This is a genomic window from Clostridium sp. YIM B02555, from assembly GCF_022320955.1.
In the GTDB taxonomy this organism is placed as follows: domain Bacteria; phylum Bacillota; class Clostridia; order Clostridiales; family Clostridiaceae; genus Clostridium; species Clostridium saccharoperbutylacetonicum.
The window spans coordinates 13,759-34,330 of record NZ_JAKJJY010000011.1; the positions used below are offsets into that span (position 1 = coordinate 13,759).

The 20,572-nt window shown below is 28.7% G+C and carries 26 protein-coding genes and 1 pseudogene; 25 read left to right on the plus strand and 2 right to left on the minus strand.

Annotated features, from left to right (window positions below; all coding sequences use genetic code 11):
- Positions 1-21 precede the first annotated feature (21 nt).
- Both L3B98_RS15710 and L3B98_RS15715 read left to right on the plus strand, forming a co-directional pair.
- Positions 22-264 (plus strand): hypothetical protein, encoded by a 243-nt coding sequence (locus L3B98_RS15710; RefSeq protein ID WP_343073690.1) that lies wholly within the window; start codon positions 22-24, stop codon positions 262-264.
- 280 nt (positions 265-544) lie between these two features.
- Complete coding sequence (locus L3B98_RS15715) at positions 545-1,630, plus strand: metallophosphoesterase (RefSeq protein ID WP_238917434.1); 1,086 nt, start codon at positions 545-547, stop codon at positions 1,628-1,630.
- A gap of 210 nt (positions 1,631-1,840) precedes the next feature.
- Here the strand turns inward: L3B98_RS15715 and L3B98_RS15720 are convergent, their stop codons facing one another.
- Positions 1,841-2,470, minus strand: a complete 630-nt coding sequence (locus L3B98_RS15720) for a class I SAM-dependent methyltransferase (protein WP_238917435.1) — start codon at positions 2,468-2,470, stop codon at positions 1,841-1,843.
- A 164-nt stretch (positions 2,471-2,634) separates the two neighbouring features.
- Positions 2,635-3,015: an Rrf2 family transcriptional regulator gene (locus L3B98_RS15725; protein ID WP_077363885.1), complete on the minus strand. Its 381-nt coding sequence runs from the start codon at positions 3,013-3,015 to the stop codon at positions 2,635-2,637.
- Positions 3,016-3,352: 337 nt separating this feature from the next.
- Here L3B98_RS15725 and L3B98_RS15730 point away from each other — a divergent pair, with 337 nt between their 5' ends.
- The 23 genes and pseudogenes from L3B98_RS15730 (at position 3,353) to L3B98_RS15840 (ending at position 20,559) form a co-directional block, all read left to right on the plus strand.
- Positions 3,353-4,012 carry a Type 1 glutamine amidotransferase-like domain-containing protein gene (locus L3B98_RS15730; protein ID WP_238917436.1) on the plus strand — a complete coding sequence of 220 codons (660 nt, stop codon included), beginning with the start codon at positions 3,353-3,355 and terminating at the stop codon, positions 4,010-4,012.
- 168 nt (positions 4,013-4,180) lie between these two features.
- Positions 4,181-4,627 (plus strand): HIT family protein, encoded by a 447-nt coding sequence (locus tag L3B98_RS15735; protein ID WP_238917437.1) that lies wholly within the window; start codon positions 4,181-4,183, stop codon positions 4,625-4,627.
- 83 nt (positions 4,628-4,710) lie between these two features.
- A complete protein-coding gene (locus tag L3B98_RS15740; protein ID WP_238917438.1) occupies positions 4,711-5,727 on the plus strand; it encodes a serine hydrolase domain-containing protein in 1,017 nt (338 codons plus the stop codon).
- Between the two features lie 296 nt (positions 5,728-6,023).
- Positions 6,024-6,542, plus strand: a complete 519-nt coding sequence (locus L3B98_RS15745) for a GNAT family protein (protein ID WP_238917439.1) — start codon at positions 6,024-6,026, stop codon at positions 6,540-6,542.
- A 101-nt stretch (positions 6,543-6,643) separates the two neighbouring features.
- Positions 6,644-7,027, plus strand: coding sequence for a VOC family protein (locus tag L3B98_RS15750; protein WP_238917440.1), 384 nt, complete (start codon positions 6,644-6,646; stop codon positions 7,025-7,027).
- A gap of 131 nt (positions 7,028-7,158) precedes the next feature.
- Positions 7,159-7,947 carry a phosphotransferase gene (locus L3B98_RS15755; RefSeq protein ID WP_238917441.1) on the plus strand — a complete coding sequence of 263 codons (789 nt, stop codon included), beginning with the start codon at positions 7,159-7,161 and terminating at the stop codon, positions 7,945-7,947.
- A gap of 296 nt (positions 7,948-8,243) precedes the next feature.
- Positions 8,244-9,065 (plus strand): sporulation protein, encoded by an 822-nt coding sequence (locus L3B98_RS15760; protein ID WP_238917442.1) that lies wholly within the window; start codon positions 8,244-8,246, stop codon positions 9,063-9,065.
- Between the two features lie 328 nt (positions 9,066-9,393).
- Positions 9,394-9,816, plus strand: coding sequence for a VOC family protein (locus tag L3B98_RS15765; RefSeq protein ID WP_238917443.1), 423 nt, complete (start codon positions 9,394-9,396; stop codon positions 9,814-9,816).
- 265 nt (positions 9,817-10,081) lie between these two features.
- Positions 10,082-10,582 (plus strand): hypothetical protein, encoded by a 501-nt coding sequence (locus L3B98_RS15770; RefSeq protein WP_238917444.1) that lies wholly within the window; start codon positions 10,082-10,084, stop codon positions 10,580-10,582.
- Between the two features lie 15 nt (positions 10,583-10,597).
- A complete protein-coding gene (locus L3B98_RS15775) occupies positions 10,598-11,710 on the plus strand; it encodes a lysozyme inhibitor LprI family protein (protein WP_238917445.1) in 1,113 nt (370 codons plus the stop codon).
- 70 nt (positions 11,711-11,780) lie between these two features.
- Complete coding sequence (locus tag L3B98_RS15780; RefSeq protein WP_238917446.1) at positions 11,781-12,215, plus strand: hypothetical protein; 435 nt, start codon at positions 11,781-11,783, stop codon at positions 12,213-12,215.
- A 94-nt stretch (positions 12,216-12,309) separates the two neighbouring features.
- A complete protein-coding gene (locus tag L3B98_RS15785) occupies positions 12,310-12,750 on the plus strand; it encodes a SufBD protein (protein WP_238917447.1) in 441 nt (146 codons plus the stop codon).
- A gap of 50 nt (positions 12,751-12,800) precedes the next feature.
- A complete protein-coding gene (locus L3B98_RS15790; RefSeq protein ID WP_238917448.1) occupies positions 12,801-13,232 on the plus strand; it encodes a hypothetical protein in 432 nt (143 codons plus the stop codon).
- 208 nt (positions 13,233-13,440) lie between these two features.
- Positions 13,441-14,061 (plus strand): DUF6064 family protein, encoded by a 621-nt coding sequence (locus tag L3B98_RS15795; protein WP_238917449.1) that lies wholly within the window; start codon positions 13,441-13,443, stop codon positions 14,059-14,061.
- 154 nt (positions 14,062-14,215) lie between these two features.
- Positions 14,216-15,358 (plus strand): suppressor of fused domain protein, encoded by a 1,143-nt coding sequence (locus L3B98_RS15800; protein WP_238917450.1) that lies wholly within the window; start codon positions 14,216-14,218, stop codon positions 15,356-15,358.
- A gap of 112 nt (positions 15,359-15,470) precedes the next feature.
- A pseudogene (locus L3B98_RS15805) lies at positions 15,471-15,629 on the plus strand (CatA-like O-acetyltransferase); the annotation flags it as partial.
- Positions 15,630-15,906: 277 nt separating this feature from the next.
- On the plus strand, positions 15,907-16,797 hold the full coding sequence (locus L3B98_RS15810; protein WP_238917452.1) for an HNH endonuclease: 891 nt from the start codon (positions 15,907-15,909) through the stop codon (positions 16,795-16,797).
- Between the two features lie 288 nt (positions 16,798-17,085).
- Positions 17,086-17,616 carry a GNAT family N-acetyltransferase gene (locus L3B98_RS15815; RefSeq protein ID WP_238917453.1) on the plus strand — a complete coding sequence of 177 codons (531 nt, stop codon included), beginning with the start codon at positions 17,086-17,088 and terminating at the stop codon, positions 17,614-17,616.
- Positions 17,617-17,680: 64 nt separating this feature from the next.
- Entirely contained in the window at positions 17,681-17,911 is a 231-nt protein-coding gene (locus L3B98_RS15820; protein ID WP_238917454.1) for a hypothetical protein, read from the plus strand.
- Between the two features lie 12 nt (positions 17,912-17,923).
- On the plus strand, positions 17,924-18,619 hold the full coding sequence (locus tag L3B98_RS15825; RefSeq protein WP_238917455.1) for an amino acid racemase: 696 nt from the start codon (positions 17,924-17,926) through the stop codon (positions 18,617-18,619).
- Positions 18,620-18,809: 190 nt separating this feature from the next.
- The gene (locus tag L3B98_RS15830; protein ID WP_238917456.1) at positions 18,810-19,061 is read left to right on the plus strand and encodes a DUF3781 domain-containing protein; all 252 of its coding nucleotides are present in this window, start codon (positions 18,810-18,812) and stop codon (positions 19,059-19,061) included.
- Between the two features lie 113 nt (positions 19,062-19,174).
- The gene (locus tag L3B98_RS15835; protein ID WP_343073688.1) at positions 19,175-19,915 is read left to right on the plus strand and encodes a sugar phosphate isomerase/epimerase family protein; all 741 of its coding nucleotides are present in this window, start codon (positions 19,175-19,177) and stop codon (positions 19,913-19,915) included.
- A 14-nt stretch (positions 19,916-19,929) separates the two neighbouring features.
- Positions 19,930-20,559 (plus strand): HD domain-containing protein, encoded by a 630-nt coding sequence (locus L3B98_RS15840; RefSeq protein WP_077363861.1) that lies wholly within the window; start codon positions 19,930-19,932, stop codon positions 20,557-20,559.
- The last annotated feature ends 13 nt before the right edge of the window (positions 20,560-20,572 follow it).

Consider the following 20,572-nt stretch of genomic DNA (forward strand, 5'->3'; position numbering starts at 1 on the left):
GAATAGACTGATGAAACTCCTATTTTAATATTTGCAGAACTTGATAATGAACGCTATTCAACAAGGCAAATTTCTGTATTCTTAGACAGGCACGTGGAGATTATGGGAGATGAGGAAGATTTTGTATCTGAAGAACCATACCCATCAAATGAAGAAATAAATAATATGGGTGAGTTTAGAATTTTTAATATATCAAAGTCTGAATTTGAAAAAATATGGGTAAGTTATCCAAAGTATTTTGAGAATGATTTAGAGTATAGATAGCAATTAAATGTATAAATTGCTAAAAAACATAATAATAAATTTCAAGGCTAAAGGAAATAAAAACGAATACAGGATTATGAGAACATTATATTAATGTGTAAATTTTTAAATAATTAGATGAATATAATTGGAACAATACTATGAGCTAAAAAATAAATGACCAACTATAAAATCATATTATTGGAGATATGAATATGCTCTGATAAGAATCTATAAGAGAATTTATCACTATATTTAGTCCATGTAGAAATCACTATTATAATGAAAGTAGAGGAACAAAATGAATAATAAAACTTATGAGAATAAAATACCAATTTATTTAAAAGAAATGGTTGATCTACAAATTGCAAAAGCAAAAGAGTTTCAAGGTCAAAAAACAATGAGTTTTTCTTTTTTTACTGATCCCCATATTACTGAAACATCGACTTTTGCAGATATAGAGACTATAAATTATATAAACAATAATATGGATATTAAATTTACAGCTTGTTGTGGAGATAATCTTGATAATGGAATAACGAAGCAAATTCATTTAGATACAGCAACAAAATTAATTAGTAAGATATCCTTTGATAATTATTTTACTGTTAAGGGAAATCATGATGATAACTCTATAAATTCAAATGGAGTAGACAATGTAAAATATACTATGCTGCCACAAGAACAATATAATATTATGTTTAAAAGGCTAGATGGAATTGTTCAATTTGATGAATCAAATAGAGAAGGAATGTATTATTACTATGATATTCCAGAATACAAGGTTAGAGCGATTTTTTTAAATTCCATTGATATTCCTTATATTAAAAATCAAGATAATAAAGCAGCATGGAAGTATGATGGACAAAATACTTATGCTTACTCAAATGCTCAATTAAACTGGTTGGCGCATATTGCTTTGAAGCTGCCAGATGAGCAATGGAAGGTTATGCTCTTTACACATGTTAATCCATTTCCAGAAGGAATGATAGGAGCAGACAATCTTGTATATAATGGAACTGTAATGTTAGATATTATAGATGCATTTAAGATGGGAGCAAAATATAATTCCATAGCAACTACTGGAGATTTTGGACAATCAGTTTCAGTTGATTTTTCTTCACAAGGAATTGGAAAGGTTATTGCATTTTTCTATGGGCATACGCATAGTGAACAAGTATTGACAAGAAATGGAATTAAATATATTAGTACATGGAATGATGTGCCTAGAAAATCCTTAAGCAATCCAAATGCACCAGCAAGGGCAATAGGTACAACATCAGAAATATGTTTAAATATTGTTACAGTGAATTTCGACTTAAGTAAAATTTTTATAACTAAAGTTGGGGTAGGGACTGATTTAGTAATTGATATTTCACAAAATTGAATTTAATTTAAGCTCATTATTAAAATAAATTTGTGATTTTTTGTATACATAATTCTAACAAACTACTAACTGGCAATTGTACTTATGTTTTTTTTGAGGGGATAAATAAAAAATAGAACATCGTTTGTTCTATTTTTTATTTTCTTATATGATTATTCTATTATATGGTTTAGTTATATTTTATGATTTTATTTGAGAACTTTATCGGTGTTATATCTTCTTTCTGCATTTTATCATTAAAAATTTTACTGGAGGTTTATCTGGATTATCCTTATATATGTCATCAACCTCTACAAAATCTACAAGTCCATAATTTCCGAATTCTTTCTCTATAGACTTAGAATTATAGAAAAACAGTTTCACACCATATGTTGTTTCATAATAATTTTCATCAAGCTTTCTACCATTACCGTACATTGGAGCTTTTTCTGAAACAGCTGTAAAAATCATATATCCACCTGGTTTTAAATGGTTATAGCAATCATTAATAAACTTTTTTCTTTCAGCTTCATTTAACAAATGAATAAGTGCAAAGCTAGCTACACCATCATAGAGTTTATTTTCAAAAGGCATATCAGATACTGATCCATGGTAAATTTTATTATTAATTCCATTTTTCTTTGCAATATTAATTGCTGTTTGAGAAATTTCGATTCCTGTAACTTCCATGTTATTATCAATAAACGGTTTTATATTTCTTCCGTATCCTACACCAGGAATTAGGATATCCTTTAAATTATTTTCAGCAAAGTAATCTGATACTATAATCGCAGTACTTGAGGGCTCAAACCCCCACATTGCTTGCTTTTCTGCAAAACTTCTTTCCCAAAATTCAGACATATAAACATCTCCTTTATAATTTTATTTATAATATAAATATCATTTTAGAATACACATTGTAATAAGTTATTTAAAGCACGAGTACAATTATTTTAATCAAATATATTATAGACTGTATTTATCTATAATTAGAACATAAAGAAACTTATGAAATTTAATTGTTTTTATATAATTTCAAATAGTTTTTTATTTTTAAGATAGGTTTCCATCATATTCTCGGCTTCTTCCATTGCTTTTTGAATTTTGCACGCATGATTCTCCTTCATTTCACATGTAAACATAGGGCTACTTCCTTCAGTTGCCTTAATTACATCTAAAAGTGAAATTTCTTCTTTGCTCTTCTGCAAAACATAGCCACCATTAACACCGGGAGTTGATTTAATTATATTAGCTTTAACTAACTGTGTTAAAATCTTTGACAAATAACTTGGCGAGATATTTAAATGGTTTGCCAAAGGAAGTAAACTTAGATTATCTCTTTTATCATACTTAATCATATAAGCAACTATATGTAATGCATAATTAGTAGCTTTTGTATATTTCATATTAATCCTCCATGTAGTATTATTAATCGGATATTATAGACTCTATTTATCTATAATATATCCTTTTATACTTTTAGTCAATACTAATTAATGATTAAGTAATTTTTATTATTTGTGTTATAGAAACTTCCAAATTCTAATTTGAATAGTAGTTTAAATTTTAGTAATGGGAAATTAAGATGATCGAGTTAAAAGAGTAATAGGTTTTGTGTAATAAAATTAATAGCAATTAATTAAGAATGTTCTTTAATAATTGAATACTTCAATGTTTGTAAGATATGTTATAATCAATATTGAATAGAAAATTATGGTATGAAAAAGAAGTGAGGAAATAATTATGGTAAATATGTTATTTAGTTTATATAATTTTCATGAAAGCTGGGCAAGGGAAAAAGTATCAAAATACATAATGCCTAAGGACAAGATTTTAATAATACCATTTTCCTTTAGTGAAACAATAGGAAGTGATAATGATTGGCAGGATGCGTATAGTAGGAATACTGGAAAATATTATGAAAGCATTGTAACACCATTCTTGAGCTATGGAATTGAAGAAGAAAATATAAATTTTATAAATTACTTTAAAGATACAGTTGAAAATGCAAAAGATAAAATAAAAAAGAGCAATGTAATATTCTTTACTGGTGGGTTGCCTGATAAAATGATGTTACGTTTAATTGAATTTGATTTAATTGGGTATATTCAAAGTTTTACAGGTGTTGTTATTGGCAGTAGTGCAGGAGCAATGATTCAAATATCAGAATATCACATTACGCCAGATAGAGATTATAATACATTTACATACAATAAAGGACTTAACTTTATTAAAGAATTTGATATTGAAGTTCATTATGAAGGCAGTGAAATGGTTAATCAGTATATCAATAAGGTATTAGAAGAAAAGAGAAAGAAAGTATATGGAATTACAAATACTGGTGGAATAATTATTGATGATGAAAAAATAACTCTGTTGGGAGAGGTTAAAACCTTTAGCTAACAGAAATTGAATTTATCGAAGAACATTCAAAAGAATGGTTGTAATATGTAAAATTGAAAAAGTTAGATGAATTTTAATTTATGAATGAAATAAGATTTTTTTAAAAATGCATAATGGTAAGTAAGTGCGAACTGAAGATAATTAATATTTTATTTAGGAGGGTATAAAATGAGTTGTAAAATGTGTGAAAAGCAAAAAAATATTAAAGATGACCCATATTTTATTATGGAACTTGAAACAGGATATGTAATTTTAGGATGGTTTCAGAAGTTTAAAGGCTATACTGTTTTCAATTGTAAAGAGCATGGTCCTGAATTACACAACTTAGAACATTCCTTTAAAATAAAACATCTTGAAGAAATGTCTATAGTAGCAGAGGCTGTTTCTAATATATTTAAGCCTGATAAGATGAACTATGAACTACTCGGAAATGGATGTCCTCATATTCATTGGCATCTTTATCCAAGAGTAAAAGGTGATACTCCTATAGTTAGTTCGATATATCAATTGTCAAATGAGGAATTATTTGATGAATCTACAAGACCGAATGAAAAGCAGAGGGAAGAATTGAAAGAAAAGATTAAAAATGAAATTGTACGTCTACTTTCAAGATGAGTATTAAACGAAGTAATTGTAGGATAAAGTGAACTGGTTAATATTGATTATATGAAATATGGACAAGTTATTGGAGGATGTCAATGACGAATATTAATTTAAATGAATACTTTAAAAAACAAAAAAAATTTAGTGGAAATGTATTGGTATCAAAAAATAATGAAATTATATTTAATCAATCATATGGGTATTCAAATAAGGAAAAAGGAATAAAAAATACACCTGAAACAAAATTCATGATTGGTTCTATGACAAAGCCAATAACTGCATTATGTATTATGCAGTTATCAGAAAAAGGTATGCTTTCAACGAAGCAGAATATTGAAGATTATATTCCAGACTTATATAAGGGTCAAGGAATTACAATTCATCATCTTCTAACTCATACTTCTGGGATACCTAACCACGTAATGCTAAAAAACCAAATAAAATGGGGAGAACGTCATACACCTCAAGAAATACTACAAATTGTAAAAAGTTATAAATTGAAATTCCCTGTTGGTGAAAAATGGTCGTACAGTAATACCAATTATCTTATTCTTGGCTTGATAATTGAAATGGTTTCTGGAATGAGTTATCACCAATATGTTAAAAATAATATATTTATTCCTGCTAAAATGAATAATTCAGGTTTTTGTGATGAAGAACAAAAAAATGTAGCCAATAATTATATTAAGGGTGAAAAAGGCTTCTATATAGACCCATCAATATGGTTTGCTTGTGGTGATATTGTATCAACTGTTGGTGATTATTATTTGCTTGATAGAGCAATTCAGGATGGTAAACTATTGAAAACCCAAATAGTAAGGGAAATGCAAGAGCCTCACTATGATGGCAAGTATGTAAAATATGGCTATGGATTGCTTATTAAAAAACATTTTGATTGTAAAAGTATATGCCATGGTGGGGGAATTGCGAATGGTTACACTTCTCATTTTGAGAAATATATTGATGACGATATTACTATTGTTGTATTAAGCAATGATTTAGTAAACTATCAATTCTTATCATTGGGAGGGGCTGGTGGTACATATATAAGTAGAGAGATTGCTTCCTTAATTTATGGTAAAAAGTTAGGTGCTTTAAAGAAGATATTCTAAAAGAGGTTTTTAATATAGATAGTTACTGGATATCTTTTATAAATCATGAATAAAATATAGTTTAAATTAGAAATTAAAAATGATTGTCTTTTACATCATGTAATATATAAGTGATAATAATTCAAGTTATGCTGTTTTAAAACAATGAAAGGTTAGGATGATTATGTATCTAGAACACCAGAAGAATATGATACATGGATTATAGATGGACAAGTTGAAATTGAAGATTTAATAGAATTATCATTAATGAATTGTAATTTGAGAAGCAGGTTTTACTGCTAAAGGAGAATATAAAAATGAGAATTGAGACAGATGAATTAATTATTCGTAATTTTGAGTTAAGGGATGAAAAAGATTTATGTGAATATATGCTGCAGAGAGTTAATGCTGAATTTGAAGCATATCCAGATTTTTCTTGCAAAAAAGCAAAGAAAGAGATTGAATACAGAGCACAAAGTGATGAATTCTATGCAATTGAGCTAAAAAAAGAGAATAAAGTAATTGGAAATATTTATTTAGGAAATAGGAGCTTTAATTCAAGAGAGCTGGGATATGTATTAAATGTGAATTATCAACATAAGGGATACGGAAGTTGTGCTAGTAAAGCAGTTACAGATTATATGTTTAATCAAGGTGTTCACAGAATTTATGCAGAATGTGCTCCTCAAAACGCACCTTCATGGAAGTTAATGGAGAAGATTGGAATGATACGTGAAGCGCATTTTAGAAAAAATGTTTCATTCTGTCAAGATGAGAAAGGACAGCCTATATATTGGGATACCTATGTATATGCATTATTAAATCCATATAATTAAATTTATACTGACCGACAAATTTCAATTTATGAATGAAATAAGATTTTTTTATAAATTCATAATGGTAAGTTTAGGTATAATAAAAGAAGGAGAGATTGCGTATGGAAAAAACTCTTCATTCAATACTTGCGGTGTTTCCTACTCCAAATATCGAAGAAACCGCTAAGTATTATAATGAGATTATGGGATTTAGAATTGTTAAATATTTAGATGTAAGAGAACCACATATATGCCTTTATCGAGATAGTGTGGAAATTGTATTGACTAAAGCAAATAGCGAAAAAGTCTACACTAATAGAGAACTTTATGGTTATGGGGAAGATGCTTATTTTATTACAGACAATCAAAAAGCATTACAAAATGAATTTATAAGCAAAGGTGCTAAAATTGTTCGTCCACTCCATATGACAGATTATAATAATATGGAATTTGTGTTAGAAGATATAGATGGACGGTGGATTGCTTTTGGAATGAAACAAAAGTAACACTACTGCAAATAATCGCAATGATAGTTGAGTTAATGCATATTTTTCTATATTAGCGAATTAGAATAATGATGTATTATTTCAATTTTTAGGTTTCAAATTACAAATATTAATTTTCTAGGGGGGAGCTAATGAAAAAATTATCTGGAGGTAATTCTACAAGCGTATATAAGCAGAACGAAACAGTTTTGAGGGAACAGAAGACTTGGAGTTCAACGATACATAGAGTATTACTACATTTAAAAAAAGTTGAATACACTAATAGCCCACAATTTATAGGAATTGATGATATGGGAAGGGAAATATTATCATTTGTTCCTGGAGATTGTAAAGTTGATTATCCTTTTACCAATGATAAAAATGAACAATTATCTATAATTAGAAAAGTGGCAGAAATTATGCGTAAATATCATGATGCAACGCTATCCTTTGAAAGAACAGATATAGATAGTTGGATGTTTTCATATAAAGGAGCTTTAGAAAAGGAAGTTATATGCCACAATGATATTGCACCATATAATATGACCTTTGTTAATAATATGCCATATGGATTAATTGATTTTGATACATGTTGTCCTGCCCCTAGAATATGGGATATTGTATATGCACTGTATAGATTTGTTCCATTTAGTAAAAAAAATTATGATAATGGAAAACAGGAATACAGGAATTATGATGTTGATAGAGATAAGGAGTTTAGGAAAAAGAGTATTAGGGTATTTTTTGATGCATATGGGATGGAATGTCCTAAGGATTTATTTGTACAAATGACAGCTAGACTACAGGCCCTTGCTGATTTAATTTATGATGAATCTCAAAATGGAAATAGTGCCTTTAAGAAAATGTTGGAAGAGGGACATAGGGATTTGTATTTATCGGAAATTGAATTTATCAAAGAACATGCTAAAGAATGGCTATGATTGCTACGAAATTGCTCTTTGGTTGTAAAATTTCGTCATGGCGGATTTTATCTCTTTGAATTTATAGCAAAAGTATTTCTGGACATTTTAGATTTTTACTTTTTTGTAATAAATATTATCATTCAATAGTGTTATTATTTAGGATATATGAATAATGGTGCATATTCTAATATTCTTAAGAATATGTGCTAAAATTAGTTTTAAATGTCAAAATTAATTTTCGAATATTAATAAATGTGGTATAATTATGGTGAAAATATATATTATGGAAAGTATTATTTTAGGAGGATGTTTTTATGTCATTTTTTAAACGCGCCATGGCTAGCATGGGAATTGGATCAGCAAAAATTGATACTGTACTTGAAGGAAATAGTTTTAGAGTAGGCGAGGAGTTTAACGGGAAGATTTATGTTAAGGGAGGCAATGTTGACCAGTATATTAATAAAATAACTGTTAAGTTGATGACATATTATTTGACAGAAGAAATTAAGCGAACTGTTGATGATAACGATAACGAAAAAGAAGAAATTATTACAGAAAGACACAATATTGTAATAGATCAAGTTGAATTTGTTGAAGCATTTACTGTAGAAGCAAAGCAAACATTGGATTTTGATTTTTCATTTAAGATTCCTGAAATTACTCCAATTACTTTGGAGAGACAAGCAGTTTGGATAGAAACAGATTTAGATATTGCGTCAGGAATAGATTCATCAGATAGAGATTATATAGAAATATTGCCACATCCATATGCTCAACATATTTTTGATATATTTGCAAAAATAGGTTTCCAACTAATTGAATGTGAGCAGAAATATACAAACTTTGATGGAAGATCCCTTCCAATAGTTCAAGAATTTAAGTTTAAACCAACAAATTTTTTAAATGGAGAAGTGGATGACGTTGAAATAATATTTAATTTATATAATAATGGCTTAGAAATGTTAGTTGAAATAGATAGAAAGTTAAGGGGAATTAAAGGATTTTTCCTAGAGTGTTTAGATCTTGATGAGAGTGTAATTCGCATAAGGTTTGATGGAGAAAGATTTGAAAATGATAACGGAGAAATTCAAGAAGAAATTTGCAATAGGATAATGCAAAATGCTCAGGTTTGTTAATATTTAATTAATCTAAAAAATATCTATGTATGTAATAGAGGTTAAACCTAGGGTTAGGATACGCGTACAAAAATATTAAGAGGTACAAGCTATAAGACGATACTTCAGTTAACATATACAATTATAATGTAACTTACGAAAAAGTATTTAGAAGTCTTATTATAGCTTGTACTTATTTTATTTGTTTCCAATTCGATTAGGCGATTTAATATGAAAGAATTAAGGACAGAAAGATTGATACTACGTAGATTTTCAGAGAATTATGGATAGGATTTATATGAGTATTTTTTAGTAATTTGTAAATTTTAATAAATAAGGAGGCAAAATAATGATTCAATCAATTGTACATATTGCTTTAGTAGTAAAAGATTATGATGAAGCAATCGAGTTTTATACAAAAAAACTTCATTTTACATTAGTAGAAGATACATATCAACCTGAGCAAGAGAAAAGGTGGGTGGTAGTGTCTCCGCCAGGTTCAAATGGAACAACAATATTGCTTGCAAGAGCATCTAAGCCTGAACAAGAACCTTTTATAGGGAATCAAGCTGGAGGAAGAGTGTTTCTTTTCTTAGGAACTGATAATTTCTTGCGTGATTATAATGAAATGAAAAAAATAGGAATAGAATTTGTTAGAGAACCTAAAGAGCAGGATTATGGGATAGTTGCTGTATTTAAAGATTTATACGGAAACTTATGGGATTTGGTTGAGTTCAATGAAAATCATCCTATGTATAAAAGAGTTAAATAAATCTTGATGAAATAATAATAGATGAGATTTTAATTCGGTATTATGCCTTTTCACAAAAAAAAGTTACTGTTTAAAGTGGTTCTGTAATTACAAGGCTTGCAAGATAAATTATAATTTGGGAGTGAGATGCTTATGTGTTTAGTTTGTGATAGAATTCAAGAAACGATTGAAGGTAAAAACAGATATTTTGTTAAAGATTTATAAACAGAGTATTTCATATTAAAATATGTAAAATGGTTTTATTAGTTTAAAAGGAAAATATATTATGAATAGAAAAGAATTGATTGAACAGAAAAAGAAACAATTATATTTCAAAAATTTAATGAAATCAATAGATGTAGTAACGACTAAAGAAATTTATGAAATTGGAACTGAGAGAGACTACTATAAAGACATTATTTATTCTTACCATAAACTATGGCAAGAGGGTAGGATTAAGCCATATAGTAAATTGACATGCAAGGCAACTGATAAACAATGTTGCAATTGGATTATAGACCAATCAGAATTAAAATGCGATAAAGAATATATTTTTATTAAAGTTGGCTATTATGAAGGTTACGCTAGAATCATATTTAATGATTTATTTGAAGCAGTACTTGAATTATGGAATCATGAATTGAAATTAAATAATTTATATAGTTCTATTAATTGTGGTTTTTGTAAAGGATTTTGTTTAATTGATTTAGCAGATAAAAAAATAATTGATGTTGCTTTAGTTAGTGATGATGAAGAAAATTATCAACTTTGGAAATGGTATTATTAAGTATATTCTTATTTTATGGGAGGAGTGGTTAAGATAGAGTTTAAAATTATAAGTATACTTCTTATTTTTCTCTTAAGCATGTCATTTACTGCATGTTCAAATAATAAAGACAGCGCAAACCTAGATATCAATAATGAAAGTGAAAAAACTCAGTTATCATCTGATAACAATAAGAGTTTGGAAATAGAAGCATATAAAGCAGTATTACAAAACAAGGCTGAATTTTTTAGTACGGATAATAATAAAGATGTATATTTGAATGATTTTTTAAGTAATGAAGAGATTTATGGAACTGTATTCAAATTAACTCACTTTACAGTACTTGATATGGATGGAGATGGAATACCTGAAATTGTTCTTGAATTAACTGTTGGCAATTATGTGGAGTTTTATGAGGTCTTACATTATATGAACAATAAAGTTATTGGATATATTCAAGTGCTTAGAGGCTTTGGAAATCTTAAAACAGATGGAACAGTTCATTATTCAAACAGTGCTTTTAATAACGGATATAGAAAATTAAATTTTAAAACAAATGCCTGTGAAGATTACATATTAGGTTATCATAATACAGATGACAACAATGGAAATCCAATAAGAACATATTTCATTGATGATAAACCTGCTACAGAAGAAGCATATAACGCTTTTGTTAAAGAGCAAGATGAAAAAAAGGATGTAGTTTGGTATGAATTTTCTCAAGAGAACATTGAAACTAAAATAACTGATAGTCAAACTAAACCGAGTACAGAAAATAATAACATTAAACAGAAAACTAAGAAACAGGAATATAAGGATAAACTAGATAAAATTGAATTGGGATTTAAGGGCTTAGCCGATAAGGCTTTAACTACAAAGGATATGTATGACGAGGCATGTAAAGAACATAAACAATGGGATGATGAACTAAATGATATTTATGCTGTATTAAAAGTTCAGTTATCTCCAAGTGATATGAAAAGCTTGCAAAATGAAGAACTTCAGTGGATAAAGGATAGAGATTCAAAAGCTAAAAAGGATGCGTCAGAAGCGGCTGGTGGTACATTGGAAAAAGTTTTATATGTGGGATCTTTGGCGCAGTCAACAAAAGAAAGATGTTATGTGTTGGTAGATAAGTATATGAAATGATGAAAGTTACTTTATAAAAATATAGCAACTAAATTGAATTAGACTCAGTAAAATAGATTTGTTGTATATAATGAACAGTGTGTGGCTTGGATTTATAATAGTATCAAGAGGTGGGATAATTATGCTATTTGGATTATTTAATAGTAAAAAAGATAATGATAAAAGTAGTAATATGAAGTATTATGCTGTTGATATAGCAACGAATTTTAATGATGAAGATAGAGAATATATGAAGCCAATTTATATAGTTAAATATTATTCTAAATTAAATAACACAGTTATTAATGAAGCGTTTTTTTCTAGAAATATAGAAAGTGGAGGTATTACGTTAGAACAAGCTTTTTTAACCTTAGAGGGAATCTTGAAGCAGAGTATAGAAAATAGATTGTTAATTAATACAACTATTAATGAAAAATATATGTTGTCTAACGAAGAAGAAATGATAATTAATAAACTCGAAGATATAATTAAATTTTGGTTGCCATTATCGATAGAAAGAGGATAAGTATTGTATTTTGAAAAGGTGTTGAAAGGTCTAATGTTGATATAAATTCTGATTTTTTGATATTAGGGAATATTAATGAAAGTGAGATGATACTATGGAGAATATCACAGAATTGATTGAAAAACTATATTCTAAAGATGATAAAGCTGCATATAAAGCATTACAGTTATTAGAAGCTGAAAGCGAGAAATCTAATGATGTTTATAAGTTTTTTGATAGATTTGTTGAATTAATTGAAGATAGTAACTCATATAGAAGAACAAGAGGAATTATATTAATAGCAGTTAATGCAAAATGGGATATAGAAAGTAAAATAGATGAAATTATTGATGAATATTTAAAACATATTTTAGATGAAAAGCCTATAACATCAAGACAATGTATTAAGGTATTGCCTAATATTGCAAAATATAAACCAGAGTTAGTAGAATGCATTACAGAATCATTAAGAAAAGCGGATACTAAGATATATAAAGATAGTATGCAGGCTTTAGTATATAAAGATATTATGTCTGCTCTTAAGAAAATTAATTGAAAAATTATAATTTTTAGAGCTGATTATGTATGAAACAGGGGGAAGCTACCATGAGCTTAGAGATAAAACAGATTTTTTTACCAAATCCGAACACAGATAATGAACATGTGACTTATGAAAATAAATTGCAGCCATGCATATTTTTCGAAGATTTATCACTTAAGGCATTATTTGAAAAGCATAATGATGAAATTTTTAAAAATATAGTGCGGGAAATGACTGACTATGTTAATGATGAAAATACTTGCAATGATGACATAGTAATGTTTCCTCGAAGGTGTGAACTGACTGGTGAGTGGTATGTTGGAGAGATTTATTTTGAGGACTTTAATTATCTAAGTGTTATGACACGTTTTTTAGGATTTCATCCAAATTCAAAAAGAATGCCCATTGATGATTATTTGGGACTTGAAGTACATTTTTATTATGATGAGGAGCAAGATAAATTTATTTTCGACGGAATTGACAGCTCATGCATTTAACTAAAATTTTTTATTATCAAAATATATACTTTTTTACAGATATCTTTATGGAAAGATACATATGAATATGCTGTTTTGAAATCTGAATTTATACAACAATATTGCTTGTAAGAGCATCTAAGCTTTAACAAAAGTCTTTTATAAGGAATCAAGCTGGAGGAAGATTGCTTCTTAATATAAATAATTTTGAGAGTTGAGATGATATAAAATGGATTCACAGATATTTTGGAATGTAATAGAAATGTATAATAAACAAACCATTATAATACAAAGCATTCTTTTGATTTTTATAGTTCTAGCAATTATTTTATCTTATAGTAAAAAGATTAATTGGATTGCAAAAGCTGCACTTGGTATTGGTAACTTATTTATTGGGATAGTATTTTTCGGATTATATGGGGTAGACCCAATTCAAAAATATTTTGCATTACCTTTGTATTTGTGTTGTGGTATGTTGTTTCTATTTGATAGCATTAAAAGTAAAGATGATGTTCTCAATAAACCAAATAGGTGGCAAAGCATTTTAATAATATTATATATAGCATATCCTTTTATTTCCTTTGCATTGGGAAATAGATTTCCTAGGTTAGTAACATATGTAATGCCATGTCCAATTATTAGTCTTAGTATAGCTGTATATTCTTGCTACCATAAGAAAAATAAAATTCTATTAGTTTTACTAACAATTTGGGGATTAACGGGAATAAAGTCGTCAATTTTCAATGTTTATGAGGATGTTATTTTATTGGTTTGTGGAATATATGGAATTTATCTTATTTATAGAGAGTATAAGAACAATAGGCATCTAAAGATGAGGAAGAAAACTTAATGAAAATTATAGCGAATTAGAGATGGGCATTATGCCTAAAAAGGATTGTCTAAAAGAACATTAACTAATCATAAGGTTTGCAAGATAAATATAAATTGTATTGAATGTTTTAACTAATTAAGGAAAATTTAATTAAAAATGAAAGGGAATAAAAATGGGAATATTTAAGAAATTATTCACTAAACAAAATGAAAATAAATCAGTAGAAGTTGAGAAAGTAGAAAATAAAATTTTGATAGAGAGCTGGTCGCCAGTGTGCAATATTCAGGCATTTGTTGAAAAAAGCCAAACTACAATTTATTTCTATTTATGGTTTAATCCTGGCTCTGAAAACAGCACAATAAAGCCATGTTGGGTCTGCAATATATTTAAGGGAGAGAAAGATATTGATTATAAAGCAATGGATAATGGTGATGCACCTACAATGCCTTTAGAATACTGTAGTCATAGCAATGAAGGAATTGATATTGATGAAAATGATTTATCAATTATATGGTTTGAAGAAGGGGATGCAGCTGCATTGATTGAAAATAATAAACTTTTGGCAGTAATACCCGGATGGGCAGAAAATGGATTTTATGGATATTCAAGATATGCTATTGGAACTGCACCATTTGCATGGGAATTAACAGAAGCTGAAGATAATCTTTATAAAAGAGTAATGAAAAGCAAAAAATATTGGGAATATCTAAATGAAGATTATTTTAAAGATGTACAGGCTATGCATTTATCTGTATTAGAAAACTTTTTTGGAAAGCATGAGAAGTATTATGCTATTGATAATAATGAGTTTCCTTCTAAGGCCTTAATTACTGGAACTAAGAATAATGTTAATTATGCATTTACAGCAGGGGTAAGCGTACTATGTCAGCCTAAAATTGAACAGTTTTTAGAAGATGGAGAAGCAGAGAAGAACAGAAGAATAGAACTCGGATTTGCATGCTGCGAGGATTTTAAAAATAATGATGGTTATATGAAAATGTTAAGTTATATAAGTGGACAGACAAATCTTCCGTGGCAGGAAATAACCTGGATTGGAAATGGACATACTATTCCTTGTAATGCTATAAGTAATTTTGAAGCTGTATTATTGATAAATAATAATCTGTTTCCTAAAATTAATTCACCAAAGTATGATAATTTTATGGAGGAAAGAATTAATTTGTTATGGATAATTCCAATAACTAGGGAGGAGTACAATTATATCCAAGATAATGATGTTGATAAGCTCCTCAAAAAATATAATGGCAATTTAGAAGATATGATTATATTTGATGAAAATGCAAAGTTTATTTAACTAGAGTTTATAATTGATAATCAAAAACTCTTATTTGAGATTAATTATTATAAATAAGAATTTAAATTAGATATATGCAAGCAGTTTTAAATGAAGTAGCCCTTTTCTCTTTCCAATGGTAACATTGGGAAAGTTTTTTGAAGAAGGTAAGAAAATTATTATGCCATTAACTATTCAGGTTCATCATGCTGTTGCTGATGGATATCACTGCTCATTATTTTTTTCAGATGTAAACAAAATATTATTAAATCCAGAAGAATATTTAAAGTAAACTCAAAATGTACTTACAACATTTTTATTAAAATATAGAGAAATTATTTATCCTTGACCAAATAATGAAAACAGCTAATCATCAGCATACTTTAGTGAATTTTAAAAAATGAATTGAAAAAATAAATAGTTTGGAACATTATTATGAATTTTTAAATAGTGGATTTAAATGTTTTATTATAAAAGAAAATGGTAATTTAGAAGATAGATATAATGAAATTATTAAGAACTTTAAACTAGCATAGAAGCAGTTTGATTTATATATTCGGAGGTTTAATATGATTGAAAAAATATGTGAAGTTATTGATGGTGAGTATCGCTGCGATATTGATATAACTACTGAAGAATGGAAGCAATTACTAATAAATCCTAAAGTTTTTGATGATAAAAGCAAAGAAGCTATACGAAAATGGTACATAGAACCTGGATATTCTGCTACCTGTGGTTATATAGGTAAAAAATATAATGAACATAGTATGAGTGCTAATGGAATTATTAATGGATTAGCTGGAAGAGTCCAAAAAGAACTTGGGCGATTCGTTGTTAAGGGTATAGGAGATATAGCTACAGGGACAAGATTTATTGTGGTAATGAAAAGTAAACAAATTAATACTAAGCCAAAGACTTGGGAGTGGACATTAAGAGAAGAACTTATAGAAGCGATTGAAGAATTAAGTATATTTTCAGATGATAGTTATTCAGATGATGATCTTGTTTCAGATATTAGTAAAAGTGATATTACTTTGGATGCTACAGATTTTAAATATACAGGTAAATCTAAAAATAAGAAAGTTCCTTTGTGTATTAAAAATAAATATGTTTATCCTAGAAGTCGTAGAGTGTCAATAAATGCGTTGCGACATGCACAGCATAAATGTGAATTTGACAATACTCATGCAACATTTCTTAGGAAGAATTCAAATCTAAACTATACTGAACCACATCATCTAGTACCACTTACTTATTACAACAAATTTGAAGTGTCTCTTGATGTTGAAGAAAATATCGTTTCCTTATGTTGCAATTGCCACAAGAACATACATTTAGGACAAGGATTTGAAGGAATGATTGAGAAACTATATAATGCACGAAAAGATTTATTAAAAATAGTTGGTATAGATATTTCTTTAGATGAGTTGATTAAACTATATAAAGATGATAAATCTTAAAAATTAATAATAGATAAGATGCTCAAATAATAAAATAGATAGAGCTATTTTTAATTAAACTGTAAAAAGGAGAAAGTTATGAGGGGAAGTATTATTTTATTTGCAATAAAATAGAGTGATTTTTACTATTGTTGTTAATACCTACTGCTATTATTTCAGTAGTATTACTTATATTTAGAATTTGATATTGAAGTTCATGCCTTATGAAAGAACTGAAATTGAGAATCAGCGCGCTTATAAGGTATTAGAATAAAAGAAAAAGAAAGAATATTGTCTGGGGGAGTTTATATGGAGGAATTAAGAACAGAAAGACTTATAATGCGTAGATTTTTAGAAAATGATGGAGAGGATTTATATGAGTACTTTTCCAATCCTAAAGTGCTAGAATTTGAACCATATAAACCATTTACAAAACATGAGGCATATATGGAGGCAAAAAGGCGTGTAAGTGATGAAAAATTTCTTGCTGTATGTTTAAAAAACGGAAAAGTAATAGGGAATATCTACTTTGCTAAAGGAGAATTTGAAACTTGGGAAATAGGGTATATTTTCAATGAAAAGTACTGGGGAAATGGATATGCAACTGAAAGTATTTTTGCACTTATGAAATATGCATTTGATAACCTTGATACTAGAAGGATTATTGCCATGTGTGATCCAAAGAATCCAAATTCGTGGAAATTATTAGAACGAGTTGGTATGAGAAGAGAAGGAACGTTGCTTCAAAATATATACTTCTTTAAAGATGAAGAATGTAACCCTATATGGAAAGATACATATGAATATGCTATTTTGAAATCTGAATTTTCGCAACAATAAAATGTGAATGGTTTCCGAAGCAACAAGGCATATGCCAGGACATATTTCTATTTTTATCGAATCAATGAAAACTTTAATAAGTGGAGATCTGTTGGTTTCAGAAGGTGGTGTATTGAAAATTGCCGATGAACAATTTGTACTAGATAAAGAGGCAGAAATAAATTCACTAAAGAAAATTGTTAATTTTGATATTGGAAAAATTGATAAGAAAGATGTATATATAAGTTTACGCAAGAGCAAAAGTACAGAGCAACTATATCGTGAATTGATAAAAAATATAAAATGTAAGCTTTAGGGAGTGGTTAATATGAAAAAGTTAGGCCTAGTTGGTGGAATGGGACCGGAGTCTACAATTCCATACTATCATGATATTGTATATGGAGTGCAAAATAAAGTAGGAAAAAATTTTTTCCCTAATATGACTATTGAAAGTGTTAATGTTTTTGATATCCTTAAAATGTGCGAACTAAAACAATATGAAGCACTTATAAATTATTTAATGGTAGCTATCAATAATTTGCAATCCAGTGGTGTAGATTTTATAGCTTTATCCGCTAATACTCCGCACATTGTTTTTGATGAGCTTAAGAATCGTTCAAATATCCCACTTGTCAGCATTATTGACGCTACTTGTAATGAAGCAAAACGACGTAATATATCTAAGGTGGGATTACTCGGAACTATCTTTACTATGAATGGGGACTTTTTTAAAAAGCCGTTTACTGAAAATCATATAGAAGTGATAACTCCATCTGATGAAGAAATGGATATTGTTAATCAAAAGATTTCACAAGAATTGGAGTTTGGTATTGTCAAAGAAGAAACTTTATCAGCATTTTTGAAGATTGTCCAGAGAATGAAAGCTGAAGATAGAATACAAGCAATTGTTTTAGGTTGTACCGAATTACCATTATTGTTCAAAGGTGTCCAAACACCAGTAGAGTGTTTGGATACAATGCAGATACATATTGAAACTCTTATCAATATGATTATAGATGATTGAATGAAATTTCAATCTGACCAGGTGATTTAATAAGTAAATGTATAGGTTATATTTTCTGATCAGTTAAGAATTAATAGATATGAGTAAAAAGTTCTGTATTGTAGCATAGCCACTCTTTTTATAAGTGCATAGCTGCTCTTTTTATAGGTGTATAAATTATAATTTGAAAGGCTGATATATAGTGACGAAAATGGATGATAGAATTGAACTGATTTCTAACTTAGATAAGTTGCATACAACAGATTTAGGAGTAGTTAGAATTAAGAAAAATCTTTCTTTAGACGTGGATGATGTTATTAGTTGGTGTAGAGAAAAAATAGAAAATCAAAATGCCTTGATAACTAGAAGAGGAAAGAATTGGTATATAAACATAGATGATTGTGAAATAACAGTAAATGCTTATAGTTATACAATTATTACAGCTCACAAGATAAAAAATTAAAGTGAGATTATTTGAATAGATAGTTTCTATGGATAAAATCTATGATAGCAAAAGAGAGAAGGAAGTATATTATGATTACTATTTATGATTGGTTTGGCTATGAACTGACGAAAATGGAACGTTATCGTTTGATAAAAGATGCTGGATTTGATGGGATTTTATTATGGTGGAGTGATGGCTTTGGGCGTGATTGCTTTGGTGTAGGTGATTACCGTAATGTACCTCTTATTGTGCGAGAAGTAGGGCTTTTTATAGAAAATATCCATGCGCCAGTTTATGGGGAAAATAATCTTTGGCTTGATAATCTTGACGGCGAAGATATTATGGCTTGCTATTTGCAATGCATTTCAGATTGTGCAGAATTTGAAATTCCAACTATGGTGGTGCACTTACCTAATGATAATCATCTGTATAATGAAGTAGGGATTGATAGGATAAAGAGAATTGCTGAGAAAGCTGAAAAATTTGGTGTTAATATTGCGATGGAGAATTTAAGAAATTTCTCTAATTTGTCATATGTATTGGAGCAAGTAGATTCACCTCGTATTGGGTTTTGTTATGATTGTGCTCATCATAACAGGTATTGTTCAGACAATGATTTATTAGCAATGTATGGTTCTCGTTTGATGGCACTACATTTGCATGATAATTATGAAAAAGCAACACATAGATTGCCTTTTGATGGCACAATTGATTGGACTAATGCAATGAAAAAAATTGCAGAAACAAATTATTCGGGTCCGACTGCCATCGAGGCTATGAATTGGGATTATAAGGATTTATCAGCAGAGGAATTTTTAAAAGAAGCCTTTGAGCGAGCAAAAAGGTTAGAAGCATTACGATTTTATTATTGATATAGGAGGATAATATGTTTCCAAATAGAGAAATAGCTGAAAAAGAATTAGAGTTAGCAGGAGAATTAAACCCGGGTCCTTGGACAGAACACTCTATTAATGTAGGATTGGCAGCACAAATAATTGCTGAAAAATGTGGTAATCTTAACCCAGAAAAAGCATATGTGCTAGGAATTCTTCATGATATTGGTAGGAGATGTGGCATAGTAGCAAGAAGGCATGCGATTGAAGGATATAAATTTATGCTTAAAAAAGGCTGGGATGAAGTGGCACGGATTTGTTTAACACATTCATTCCCAGTTCCTGATTTTGATAAAGAAATAGGTAAAAATGATATGAATGATGAAGAAAGTGAATTTGTAAGAACTTATATTAATGAAGTGATTTATGATGACTACGATAGGCTGTTGATTCTTTGCGATTCACTGGCAGATGCTCAAGGTTTTTGTATGTTAGAAAAGCGATTTGTTAGTACTACAAGACGTTATGGCACCTTTTCATTTACAGTGGAACGTTGGAATGCAACCTTTGAAATAAAAGAGTATTTTGAAGAACAAATGAATTGTTCTATTTATGATATTCTTCCCAATATTAAAGAAACTACATTTGTGGATGTGCCATTATGGAAGCCACCAGTAAGATAGAGTAATCTTCACT

Excerpts from the sequence above, each read along its gene's own strand:
- L3B98_RS15780 (WP_238917446.1), top strand. The coding sequence starts at position 11,781 with ATGAACAGTGTGTGGCTTGGATTTATAATAGTATCAAGAGGTGGGATA.
- L3B98_RS15760 (WP_238917442.1), top strand. The coding sequence starts at position 8,244 with ATGTCATTTTTTAAACGCGCCATGGCTAGCATGGGAATTGGATCAGCA.
- L3B98_RS15795 (WP_238917449.1), top strand. The coding sequence starts at position 13,441 with ATGGATTCACAGATATTTTGGAATGTAATAGAAATGTATAATAAACAA.
- L3B98_RS15815 (WP_238917453.1), top strand. The coding sequence starts at position 17,086 with ATGGAGGAATTAAGAACAGAAAGACTTATAATGCGTAGATTTTTAGAA.
- L3B98_RS15750 (WP_238917440.1), top strand. The coding sequence starts at position 6,644 with ATGGAAAAAACTCTTCATTCAATACTTGCGGTGTTTCCTACTCCAAAT.
- L3B98_RS15735 (WP_238917437.1), top strand. The coding sequence starts at position 4,181 with ATGAGTTGTAAAATGTGTGAAAAGCAAAAAAATATTAAAGATGACCCA.
- L3B98_RS15745 (WP_238917439.1), top strand. The coding sequence starts at position 6,024 with ATGAGAATTGAGACAGATGAATTAATTATTCGTAATTTTGAGTTAAGG.
- L3B98_RS15775 (WP_238917445.1), top strand. The coding sequence starts at position 10,598 with ATGGGAGGAGTGGTTAAGATAGAGTTTAAAATTATAAGTATACTTCTT.
- L3B98_RS15840 (WP_077363861.1), top strand. The coding sequence starts at position 19,930 with ATGTTTCCAAATAGAGAAATAGCTGAAAAAGAATTAGAGTTAGCAGGA.
- L3B98_RS15765 (WP_238917443.1), top strand. The coding sequence starts at position 9,394 with ATGATTCAATCAATTGTACATATTGCTTTAGTAGTAAAAGATTATGAT.
- L3B98_RS15725 (WP_077363885.1), bottom strand. The coding sequence starts at position 3,015 with ATGAAATATACAAAAGCTACTAATTATGCATTACATATAGTTGCTTAT.
- L3B98_RS15790 (WP_238917448.1), top strand. The coding sequence starts at position 12,801 with ATGAGCTTAGAGATAAAACAGATTTTTTTACCAAATCCGAACACAGAT.
- L3B98_RS15800 (WP_238917450.1), top strand. The coding sequence starts at position 14,216 with ATGGGAATATTTAAGAAATTATTCACTAAACAAAATGAAAATAAATCA.
- L3B98_RS15715 (WP_238917434.1), top strand. The coding sequence starts at position 545 with ATGAATAATAAAACTTATGAGAATAAAATACCAATTTATTTAAAAGAA.
- L3B98_RS15835 (WP_343073688.1), top strand. The coding sequence starts at position 19,175 with ATGGAACGTTATCGTTTGATAAAAGATGCTGGATTTGATGGGATTTTA.
- L3B98_RS15755 (WP_238917441.1), top strand. The coding sequence starts at position 7,159 with ATGAAAAAATTATCTGGAGGTAATTCTACAAGCGTATATAAGCAGAAC.
- L3B98_RS15740 (WP_238917438.1), top strand. The coding sequence starts at position 4,711 with ATGACGAATATTAATTTAAATGAATACTTTAAAAAACAAAAAAAATTT.
- L3B98_RS15810 (WP_238917452.1), top strand. The coding sequence starts at position 15,907 with ATGATTGAAAAAATATGTGAAGTTATTGATGGTGAGTATCGCTGCGAT.
- L3B98_RS15730 (WP_238917436.1), top strand. The coding sequence starts at position 3,353 with ATGGTAAATATGTTATTTAGTTTATATAATTTTCATGAAAGCTGGGCA.
- L3B98_RS15820 (WP_238917454.1), top strand. The coding sequence starts at position 17,681 with ATGAAAACTTTAATAAGTGGAGATCTGTTGGTTTCAGAAGGTGGTGTA.
- L3B98_RS15825 (WP_238917455.1), top strand. The coding sequence starts at position 17,924 with ATGAAAAAGTTAGGCCTAGTTGGTGGAATGGGACCGGAGTCTACAATT.
- L3B98_RS15830 (WP_238917456.1), top strand. The coding sequence starts at position 18,810 with ATGGATGATAGAATTGAACTGATTTCTAACTTAGATAAGTTGCATACA.
- L3B98_RS15720 (WP_238917435.1), bottom strand. The coding sequence starts at position 2,470 with ATGTCTGAATTTTGGGAAAGAAGTTTTGCAGAAAAGCAAGCAATGTGG.
- L3B98_RS15785 (WP_238917447.1), top strand. The coding sequence starts at position 12,310 with ATGGAGAATATCACAGAATTGATTGAAAAACTATATTCTAAAGATGAT.
- L3B98_RS15770 (WP_238917444.1), top strand. The coding sequence starts at position 10,082 with ATGAATAGAAAAGAATTGATTGAACAGAAAAAGAAACAATTATATTTC.